This is a genomic window from Selenomonadales bacterium, assembly GCA_017442105.1.
Taxonomy (GTDB): domain Bacteria; phylum Bacillota; class Negativicutes; order RGIG982; family RGIG982; genus RGIG982.
Map to the genome: position 1 here is coordinate 1 of JAFSAX010000203.1, position 10,573 is coordinate 10,573.

8 protein-coding genes are annotated in these 10,573 nt (G+C 50.8%); 1 reads left to right on the forward strand and 7 read right to left on the reverse strand.

Annotated elements, in window-relative coordinates; translation table 11 throughout:
* Positions 1 to 49 precede the first annotated feature (49 nt).
* The 4 genes from IJN28_07950 to IJN28_07965 all read right to left on the reverse strand — a co-directional run bounded on the left by IJN28_07950 (position 50) and on the right by IJN28_07965 (position 6,541).
* Positions 50 to 445 carry a hypothetical protein gene (locus IJN28_07950; GenBank protein ID MBQ6713699.1) on the reverse strand — a complete coding sequence of 132 codons (396 nt, stop codon included), beginning with the start codon at positions 443 to 445 and terminating at the stop codon, positions 50 to 52.
* A gap of 250 nt (positions 446 to 695) precedes the next feature.
* Complete coding sequence (locus IJN28_07955; GenBank protein MBQ6713700.1) at positions 696 to 2,144, reverse strand: LTA synthase family protein; 1,449 nt, start codon at positions 2,142 to 2,144, stop codon at positions 696 to 698.
* Positions 2,145 to 2,241: 97 nt separating this feature from the next.
* On the reverse strand, positions 2,242 to 5,388 hold the full coding sequence (locus IJN28_07960) for a multidrug efflux RND transporter permease subunit (GenBank protein MBQ6713701.1): 3,147 nt from the start codon (positions 5,386 to 5,388) through the stop codon (positions 2,242 to 2,244).
* Positions 5,389 to 5,401: 13 nt separating this feature from the next.
* Positions 5,402 to 6,541, reverse strand: coding sequence for an efflux RND transporter periplasmic adaptor subunit (locus IJN28_07965; protein ID MBQ6713702.1), 1,140 nt, complete (start codon positions 6,539 to 6,541; stop codon positions 5,402 to 5,404).
* A gap of 245 nt (positions 6,542 to 6,786) precedes the next feature.
* Between IJN28_07965 and IJN28_07970 the strand changes: the two genes are divergently transcribed.
* The gene (locus tag IJN28_07970; protein ID MBQ6713703.1) at positions 6,787 to 7,239 is read left to right on the forward strand and encodes a MarR family transcriptional regulator; all 453 of its coding nucleotides are present in this window, start codon (positions 6,787 to 6,789) and stop codon (positions 7,237 to 7,239) included.
* Between the two features lie 697 nt (positions 7,240 to 7,936).
* On the opposite strand, the gene IJN28_07975 is transcribed toward IJN28_07970, so the two are convergent.
* The 3 genes from IJN28_07975 to IJN28_07985 all read right to left on the reverse strand — a co-directional run.
* Positions 7,937 to 9,100: an MFS transporter gene (locus IJN28_07975; protein ID MBQ6713704.1), complete on the reverse strand. Its 1,164-nt coding sequence runs from the start codon at positions 9,098 to 9,100 to the stop codon at positions 7,937 to 7,939.
* 156 nt (positions 9,101 to 9,256) lie between these two features.
* The gene (gene tagD / locus IJN28_07980; protein MBQ6713705.1) at positions 9,257 to 9,646 is read right to left on the reverse strand and encodes a glycerol-3-phosphate cytidylyltransferase; all 390 of its coding nucleotides are present in this window, start codon (positions 9,644 to 9,646) and stop codon (positions 9,257 to 9,259) included.
* Positions 9,647 to 9,648: 2 nt separating this feature from the next.
* Positions 9,649 to 10,573 (reverse strand): LicD family protein (locus tag IJN28_07985; GenBank protein ID MBQ6713706.1); only part of this gene is annotated, 925 nt, incomplete at its 5' end.

Genomic DNA, 10,573 nt, shown 5'->3' on the forward strand with positions numbered 1-10,573 from the left:
ATGATGTAATATTTTTTGCACCGATGCCGATGCGATCAGCATAGCAAGTTTATTTAAAAATTGCGCTCAAAAATCCCATGGCACCAATAAGTATAACCGTAAACCAAATCACCATTTCCATACGCCTTTGTGCTTCATCGGCGATTCGCTCATGGTCCATACGTTCTTCTTCTCGCCGTTTTTGAATCTCTTCAGCTTCTTCCTCACATATTTCCTCACCGCGCATCATGGCTTCCCATCTGCGCTGTTTTGCTTCATCGTGGCGCGCTGCGATCAGGCGTCGGTTCTCCGCCTGCATCAGTTTCTCTTCTTCGCTTAGCTCTTCGCCTTCTGTCTTTTCCGATTCTTTTTCGCACCATGCTTGCCATGCTTGCTTGGCTTCGTCGTATGCTTGCTCGTCCCAGTCGTCAGGTCTTGCCGCAAGGTCGTATCTTGTTTCGTTCATTGCCGCCGCCCCTTTCTTTAAGCGAATATCAAGCAACCGAATAACGCTGTGCATACTGCAAATGCGATGAGCACAAGACAGCACATTCCGCCCGACGGCATCATGCTTTTCGGCACTAAATCGCGGTCGTCGCAGCAGCCCATATACGATTGCCCCTTCCCTTACCATAATATGTACTATATAATATATTATAACATACTTTTTGTTGTAATAAAAGCACTCACCCTGCAAGGAATGAGTGCTTCGTTATTTATTTGAGCAGTTTGATATTGAATATGGTGAAGAGCGGTTCGTTGTCTTTGATATATCGTTCGGAGAGGTTGTTATTCATATCAATGGGAAATCTCGCGTTGTGTTCGATTTCGGCAAGGTCGAGCATGATATGCGGGATATCCCAGAAGGCAATCTTGTCAGCAGTCGTTCGATTCGGGATCGGACGGTCGGTCATGAGGAGGTTGTGCCTCGGGCTTTTGTCCAGCTTGTCTACGATCGATCTTTCGTTTTTCTTCTGCATCATAAGATGGTCGCTCATCAGTACGATGACGGTGTCTTGTCCGTTCGGCTGTGATCTGATGAATCGGACGAAGTCGCCGACGAGCCAGTCGAGGGTGGCGACGACATATTCATGCGAGCCTGACGGTATCTGCGCATCGAGATGGTTTCGCATCGCTTCATCGGGGAATCCGTCGGGATAATGGGTGTCTACGGTGAGGAATGTGAGCTGGAATGGCTGACCGCTTTTTGAGAGTCTGATGTATTCTTCTTTGGCTTTGGCGAAGCCGTGTACATCATGGACGCCCCATCTCGTTCTCGGGGTGTCTTCGGCGAAGGTTTCTCCACCGATCGTTTCGTATCCGAGTGCACGCATCATGGCACCTGTTCCGCCGAATTCGAGGTAGCTGTTGGAGAGGAATACGCTTTGATATCCTGCACGTTTCAGTACAGCGGTATAAGACAGCGCGTCTGTTTCCGCTTGTACGTTGAATACGCCTCGATTACCGCCGAACATGGTGGGGATGCCCGTCTGTGTGGCGTAGAGCGAGCCGATCGTCCAGTTGGCACCGTATACACAATCGTAGTTATCATACGTATGCCATCCTTGTTGTTGGAGGCGATGGATGTTTGCCATTTCGAGCGGGAAGTTTGTTTCATCGAGGAAGTTGTTTTCGAGTGATTCGAGGTAGATGACGACGATATTTTTTCCTGCACGTGCCACAACTTCGTCTTGTGTCATGTAGTCACCGAAGTGCAGCTTTTCTTTTGCTTCTGCCAACGTCATAGATTGATAGGCATGGATCTTGCCTGCCGAGCGGCACATCTCTACATATGCTTTTGAAGTAGTGGACAGTGCCAATATCAAGATAGCCGCGAGCGTCAGGGCGATCCTGATGCGTTTGCTGACGGACTTTTGGCACATCTTTTTTATCAGACGATATTGTCCGTATAGAACGATCGCGGTTACAGCGATACCTCCATAGACATAGTGCGGTACTACGACGGGAGCCATTTCGAGCATCGTCAGATCGACACGGCTTAGGATAAAGTAGCTGATATGTTCGCCTGTCAACTGTCTGGCCAGGACTTCTATCAGTGCAAGTATGTAACCGACAGTTGCGATCATGTTGCCTGCTATACGATTTTTTACGGTTACTGCGCCGAGTATGAGCCATGCTATATAGAATAGTATTGCGCCTGCCATATATGATATCACCTCTTTTCTTATCTTATCATATTCTACAAACAAACAAAAGCACTCACCCCAAAAGGAGAGAGTGCTTTGTTGTTATTCGTTTATCTTACAGTCCTTGTTTCTTCTTGAAGTTGTCAACGATGGCTTTCGCACGGAGGCGAATACGTTCGATGAAGAGGAAGAGTACAGGGATGAAGAAGATACCGATGATGGTTGCGGAGAGCATACCACCGACTACGGCTGTACCCATTTCATTACGGGCTGCTGCGCCTGCGCCTGTTGCGATGGCGAGCGGAAGACAACCGATGATGAATGCGAACGATGTCATGAGGATCGGACGGAAACGAAGTTTGGAGCCTTCGACTGCCGCTTCGATAGCGTCCATGCCTTTGTCAAAGCGCACTTTGGCGAATTCGACGATGAGGATGGCGTTCTTGGCGGCAAGACCGATGATCATGATAAGACCGATCTGCATGTAGATACTGTTTTGAAGACCCATGAGTGCTTGCGCCCCGTATGCCCCGACTACCCCGCACGGGATACTGAGGAGTACGGCGAATGGGATGCTCCAGGATTCATACAGTGCCGCAAGGCAGAGGAATGCGAATACGATGGCAAGTGCGAATACTTTCATCGTGGAGTCGCCTGTTTTCTTTTCTTCACGGCTCTGGCCGGACCATTCGATCTGACAGCCGCTCGGGAGATGCTGTGCGGCGATCTCTTCCATGACAGCGATAGCCTGACCGGAGCTGTAGCCCGGTGCGGCGTTACCGTTGATCTGGATGGAGCGCGTTGCATTGAATCGGCTGATGTTGGTCGGTGCCGTGGTGAGTTTCGGCGTAAGAAGCGTATCGAGCGGGATCATTTCGCCGTCTTTATTTTTGACGAACATGAAGCGCGTGTTGTCGACTTCACCACGGAACTCTTGGTCTGCCTGGATCATGACTTTGTACGTTCTGCCGAAGCGGTTGAAGTCGTTGATCTCATAGCCGCCGAAGTTGGTCTGGAGCGCCATGAATACGTCGCTCGTTGCCACGCCGAGGTTTTTGATCTTTTCGCGATCGATGTCGAACTCGTAGTTCGGTGCGGTCATTTTGAACGTGGTATATACACCGATGAGTTCGGGACGCTTGTTGGCTTCCATGACGATCTTATCTGCGATCTCTTTGAGCTGAAGGTCGTTGCGGCCTTCCATATCCATGATCTGCATGGTGAAACCGCCGATGTTGCCAAGACCCGGGATAGACGGCGGGTTGAATGCGAGGATCGTTGCTTCGGGATATTTCGCACCAAGACCGAAGGTCTGTTTGATGATATTGGAGATCTGGAGTTCTGCCGTTTTGCGCTCGCTCCACGGATCCATACCGACGAACATCGTACCGGACGACGGTTTCGCACCGCCGGCTACCATGTCGTAACCGATGATCGCCATGGCGTTTCTTACGCCCGGGATCGCACGGACATCTTCCGATACTTCCTGCATGAGCTCACGGGTACGGTTAAGGCTGGTACCTTCCGGGAGCTGTACGACGCCGATCATGAAGCCCTGGTCTTCTTCCGGCACGAAGGTGCTCGGTACGATCTGCGAGAGGCCGTAGATACTTGCGCAGACGATCATGAGGCCGACGAGAACAAGACGGGAGTGTGCGATGCAGCGGCGTACGCCTTTGACGTAGCTGCGCGTTACGCGTTCAAACCAGATATTGAACTTGCGGAAGAAGATGTCGAGGACACCTTTTTTCTTGAGCTGGTCGTGCGGTTTGAGCATGGTCGCACAGAGCGCAGGTGTAAGGGTAAGTGCGATGAATGCGCTAAGACCCATCGATACGGCAATGGTAAGGGCGAACTGTTTATAGAGGACACCCATCATACCGCCGAGGAATGCACACGGAATGAATACGGATGCGAGTACGCAGGCGATCGCGACAACAGGGCCGGATACTTCGTCCATGGCGACGCGCGTTGCTTCTTTCGCATCGAGCTTATCATGCGACATATGGTACTCTACGTTCTCGATTACGACGATCGCGTCGTCTACGACAAGACCGATGGCAAGTACCATAGCGAAAAGCGTCAGTGTATTGATCGAGAATCCGAGCAGGATAAATGCGGCGAATGTCCCGATGATCGATACCGGGATCGCCAGTACCGGAATGAGCGTTGCACGAACGCTCTGTAAGAAGAGGAAGATAACGAGTACGACGAGTGCGAGTGCTTCAAGGAAGGTCTTGACGACTTCGCGGAGCGATTCGCTTACGTACGTCGAGCTGTCATATACTTCTTTGTAGTTGACGCCCGGCGGGAAGTTTTTCTTCGCATCTTCGAGGACGGCTCTTACCTTCGTACATACCTCAAGTGCATTGGCATCGTCTGTCAGCTGGATACCTAAGCCGATACCCGTATTGCCGTTGAATTCCGATTCGATGTTACTCGTCTGTTCGGAGAATTCGATACGGGCAATGTCGCCAAGACGGAGGAAGTTTCCGTTCGGGAGTGCTTTGATAATAATATCGGAGAATTCTTCAGGCGTGGTCAGACGACCCTGTACACGGCCTGTGTACTGGAATTCCTGCAATTCGGGCGAAGGCTGCTGGCCGACACGCCCTGCCGGTGCCTGAATGTTCTGTTCCTGTACCGCGGCAACGATGTCAGTCACTGTGATACCGAGTTCTGCCAGACGGTCAGGGTTGAGCCATACCTTCATGGAGGCATTCGGACCGAAGATCATTACGTCACCGACACCGTTGACACGTTTGATCGCATCGAGCATATAAATGTCGGCATAGTTTTTAAGGAATCGACGGTCATAGTTTTCGTTTTCCGAATAAAGAGAGAATACATATGCCATGTCGGCAGATGCTTTTTTCGTTGTAACACCGGACGCTTTTACCTCTTCCGGAAGCGAACGGTTTGCAGTTGCTACGGCATTCTGTACTTTTACCGCCGCGATGTCGGAGTCAACACCGAGCTCGAACGCAACGCTTAAGCTGTAGCGACCCGTGTCGTCCGAGTTGGAGGACATGTAGTCCATGCCCTGTACACCGTTTACCTGCTGTTCGATCGTCTGTGCGACCGTTTCATTGACGACGCCCGCATTCGCGCCGATGTACGTCGTGACGACATTGACTGTCGGCGGCTGGATCTGCGGATATTTTGCGATCGGAAGCTGGAGTGCCGCAAGCGTACCTGCAAGGAGTATCAAGATCGAGATAACGATCGCGAAGATCGGTCTGTCGATAAAAAATCGTGCCATCTGTCAGTCCCCCTTATTCTTCATCAAACGTAAGTTTGAGCTCTTCCGGGGTAGCCATCGTTACCATCAAATCCAAACCATCTTGAAGTTTGGTAAGACCTTCTACGACAACAACGTCGGTCGGTTCAAGACCGCTCTCGACGATCCAGTAGCTGCCGACCTTATCACCGAGCGTGATCTCTTTGCTGACAGCTTTGTTATCTTCGCCGACAGTCGTAACGAACGTCTTTTCAAGAACCTGCTGAACAGCACGCTGTGGAATGAGAAGAGCACCTTGGCGAACGCCGTCGGCGATCGTCACACGCGCGAACATACCCGGGATCAGTACCTGCTGCGGATTTTTGAACTCAGCTTTGAGCGAGAGCGCACCCGTCGTCTGACCGATACCGCGGTCTACCTGCGCGAGATGACCATAACCTGCATATTTCATGCCGTTAGAAAGCACAAGACTGATCTCGGAGCCCCAATCCTTCGGAAGCGCACCTTGATTCTGCTGTGCAAGGCGGAGATACTCGTTCTCACTCATCGTGAACTGTACGAATACAGGGTCTACCGACGAAACCGTCGCAAGCGTCGTACCGCCCGCCGTAACAAGCGTACCGACTGCTACGTCCGAAAGGTCCATGCGACCGTTGACAGGCGACACAACGACCGTATCTTCAAGGTCGTCCTGCGCACGTTCTACAAGCGCACGCATCGCCGCTACCGATGCACGGTACTGGCTCTCGATACTCTTTTGCGTATCATACTGCTGCTTGGAGATCGCGTTCTGCTCAACAAGCTCTGCATAACGCTGCGTATCGAGCTGTGCATTGGCAAGACGAGCTTCTGCATCGGCAAGATTTGCCTTCGCATTGTAGAGAGCCGCTTCATACTGACGGCTGTCGATACGGAAAAGCGGCTGGCCTTTCTTGACCGTAGCACCGCCCTCTACCATCTTCTCAACAAGCACACCGCCTACACGCGACTGCACCTTTACTTCATCACGAGCAGTGACCTGCCCTGCATAAGTATAACGAAGCGGAACATCATGCGTCGTGACCTGCATTGCCTTGACTGCAACGCCGTTAGCCTGCTGTTTCTGCTCATCAGAACCGCAGCCTGCGATCAGACCTGCGACCAGCATCACAGCCGCCAGCATTGCGCCAAGCATTTTCTTTTTGTTTTTCAAAAACACTCTGTCTTTCCTCCTTTTTTCATTCTGCTCGAACATCATTTTCTATTATTACCCCGCCAAATCACGCAAGACCTTGACGCTTCCTGCTGTTATTTGGTATGATAATCCATAGATGATGACTGTCCGAGGTCAATCTATCATAGTAAATAAATTTTTACTTGTTAAATATACCGCAATATCGCTTTTCAGTCAAGCAAAAAGAACACAAAGGAGCCTTTTCTATGCAAGAAAAAAATAACCAACAGCATTATCACGAAGTTGCGCAGGGTCTGCTCGAAGTCTTGATCTTCGTTCACGAATATCTCGTCGATAACATGCGCGCCTCCATGAGCCCGAACCACTACCGCACGCTTATTATGCTCAAACATTTCGGTCCCGATAACATGGGCTCGCTCGCCAAAAAGATCGCCGTATCCAAGCAGCAGATGACGCCGATCATCGACCGCCTTGCCAAAGACGAGCTCATCGTCCGCATGCCGAGCGAAGATGACCGCCGCATCATCAACATCGCACTGACAGACAAAGGCGACGCGCTCCTCAACTCAAACCTCGACAAATGCCACGCCCTCATTCGCGAGAAGCTGTGTGCCAATGCCACCGAAGAAGAAATGCGCATCGCCGCAGAACGCCTCAAAGAAGGCATGCTCCTCATTCGTCGCTGGCTTGACAACTAAAAACCGATATCAACGTACAAAAGCCACCCGTTTGGGTGGCTTTTCCTTTTCGGACAGTCTTTCATTTGAACCCACAGGCAAGCACGATTCGGATCGGTGGCCTGCGCGAAATCCATTATTTCGACGACACTTCCGCCCGCACAGCCCGCTTGCACACCGAGCAGATCGCCATACCGTTGACGATCAGTACCACACCGCCGCATTTGATATGTTTCAGCACGATTCGTTCACCCCTTCAGACCCATTGTATGCAAGGAGGGAGGAAAGAATACGGGGAGGGAAGGAAAATGAGGAGAACGGGGGTTGTTTTTTATTTTTGTGGTGCGTATTGAAATCGCAAAGCCTTTCTTGTCACAAGGTCATCACTCTTCCCATCTCTTTAACTTTCTTTGTCAGCAAAGAAAGTTACAAAGAAACTGCATCGCTCTTGAAAAAGGACTACTATCTACTGCCATCACTCAAATCCTTTTTCAAAGGCGATGGTTGTGCTGATGGAAGTTTCGGTATAGTTGAGAAAGAGAAAACGGGTTGATGATTGTATCTTATTCTCTTCACGAAAATCGTTTCATCTCGGCAAATAATACCCGGCTCCTTCTGATGAGGGAGGTGGCATGGCATCGCCATGACGGAGGGAGAGATATCCTTCTGCACACAAAAAAGTCGCTCACCATCACAGCAAGCGACCATGTTTTCGATATTATCGCGCATATGCGCCTTTTGACCGATAGAACAGATACGATACCACGACACCGACAAGCGATGTAAATGCGAGGAAATAGAAGGCAGTCGCCATACCGTATGCGGAAACGATACTCCCTGTAATGACAGGCATAACAGTCATACCGATCGCATAGAGAGCCTGATGATACCCCATCGCAGTAGAACGCTTCGACTGCGGTACATTCTGCATCGCCTCACTCGTGCAATACGAAAACAGCACCCCTGTCGAGATCCCCGCAAACATCTGCACACCGTAAAACGCAGCCGCCGTCGGCGCGTGCGGAACGAGCACACAATAAACCACCAGTGCCAAAGACGACAGCGGCACCCACACCTTCGCCCCGAACTTAGACGCGAAATCGGACGCGGCAAAATACGAGCTGACGACCGCCGCGATAATATACACCACCGCACACATACCGATCTCCCACTCCGTCGCACCGATCCTGCGCGCCGCCTCTGCCGTAAACGACATACTCGTCGACATCATAATACCCTGCTGAACGAGCGCGAACATCGAAAACAGGATAAGCCGCTTATCCTTATATACCGTAACAAGCTCCCGTACTTGAAGCGGCTCGCGCACCACCTTCTCCTCACGAATAGCCAGCGCAAGAAGAAGAGCCGCACCGCTCACAAGCGCACCCGCCAGACAGAGAAAATCCATCCCCAACGGCGCATACGCCACCGTACTCAACAAAAATCCGCAGAAAATACCGATATTATTCGCCGCAATAATGCGCCCCGTCGACTGCTGAAGCTTCTCACGCGCAAAATACGTCGCAAACAGCACCATAAACGAGATCCACATACCCGACGCCAGACCCGACAAAAGATTCGCCGCCAAAAACCCCTCCGCATTCGGAAACATGATGCGAAGAACAGACGCAAGACCTGCCGCCGCCACACCAAGCACGATAAACCCCTTATGACGACCGATGCGGTCAGCCGCCAAGCCGATCGGCATACGCGCAAGAAACTGCGTCAGACCGTACGCCCCCACAACGATACCGACCATCGCACTCGTCGTACCCATCTCGATAAGAAACGGCGTCTGATATGGCACATACACATACTGCGCGAACCAGAACATACTCACTATAACAAGAAGAAGCGTCCGCCTGCCTGCCAACGCACCCATCAGAAAAGCCCCCCTATCATACAAAATATCCTACCTAACGAGTTCGCCAAGAAATGGCCAAAACCTGCCATATAGAGGAAGAGAAATTCCACCCGCCCTGTTCAGATAAATAAAAAAGCCTCATGCATCAGCACAAGGCTTCTATAACATATGAACCTACTTCTTCAATTCCTCTTTGATCTTCGTCGTCGAAACCTCGGGCGTACGCGGAAGATATACGACCTCGCAATACGGTTTTAAAAAATCGAACTTTCCTACCCAATCATCGCCCATCACGAACGTATCAACGCGGAACTCCTTCACATCACTGATCTTCTGATCCCACGACTCCTCGGGAATCACAAGATCAACATATCGCACCGCCTCAACGAGCTTCTTGCGCGTTTCGTAATCGAAATAGCACATCTTATTCTTCTCTTTTGCATTGAACTCATCCGTCGAAACCACCACGATCAGATAATCCCCCAACGCTTTTGCCCGCTTCAAGAGATTGATATGACCATAATGAAGAAGATCGAACGTCCCGTATGTAATAACCCTCTTCATCTCTATTCCCCCCGACCATACGCACGGATCGCGAAGATCTCTTTCGGCGTATACTTCTTCGTATCAATATGTACATGCACTTCCTTCGGAAGCCCCATATAGTCACCGAACACATACGTCAAATATCTGTCGGGCTGTGCCACACAAGGGAACTGTTCACCCTCGAACGATATCATCTTCACAGGGAAAATATCTCCGTGATCGAACGCATTATAACGATGTCTTTCATGGCAGAACTCACAACCGTAATACACCGTCTTCGCCTCCGCATCATCATACGCACAGACTTTCGGCAGATACTTATCACGAAGGGACAAAAACCGCGCATGATAATCCTCGATCCTGCCCTGCTCCTTGCCCTTCCTGCGATTCGTCCCGATCATCTGCTTCAGCTCCTTGCTGAACTTGAGCTTCTCCTCATCCGACATCTCCTCTCGACAGACATCGACAGGGAAAACATCGACGCACAGATCCTTCAACCTGCGATGCCGCACCTTGATAAGATTCACCTTACCGTTCGGATTCGAATAATGAACAGCCTCCAGCTCATCATCCTGCGTAAGCCGAGTAAACGTTTCGATCAACCTATTATAATCCTCACGCACCATACACACATCAATATCATCATCCCACGGAATAAATCCGCCGTGACGCACCGCACCGAGAAGCGTACCGAAATCGAGCCACCAAGTCATGCCCGCCTCGCGCGCCACACGATCAAACTCACGCAAGATGCGCAGATCGGCCATCTGGATATCACGAAGCAGCCCCTCCGCCTTCGGCATAGTAGAAGCCGTAACAGACGATCGAACGATCGACGACAACGCCTCTACTTCCTGCTCCAGCTTCTTGACAGGCGACCGTCTGATCCGCAATATCTTCTTCCCGAACAAATAATACGTCGTATTCTTCTCGTTTTTTTCAATA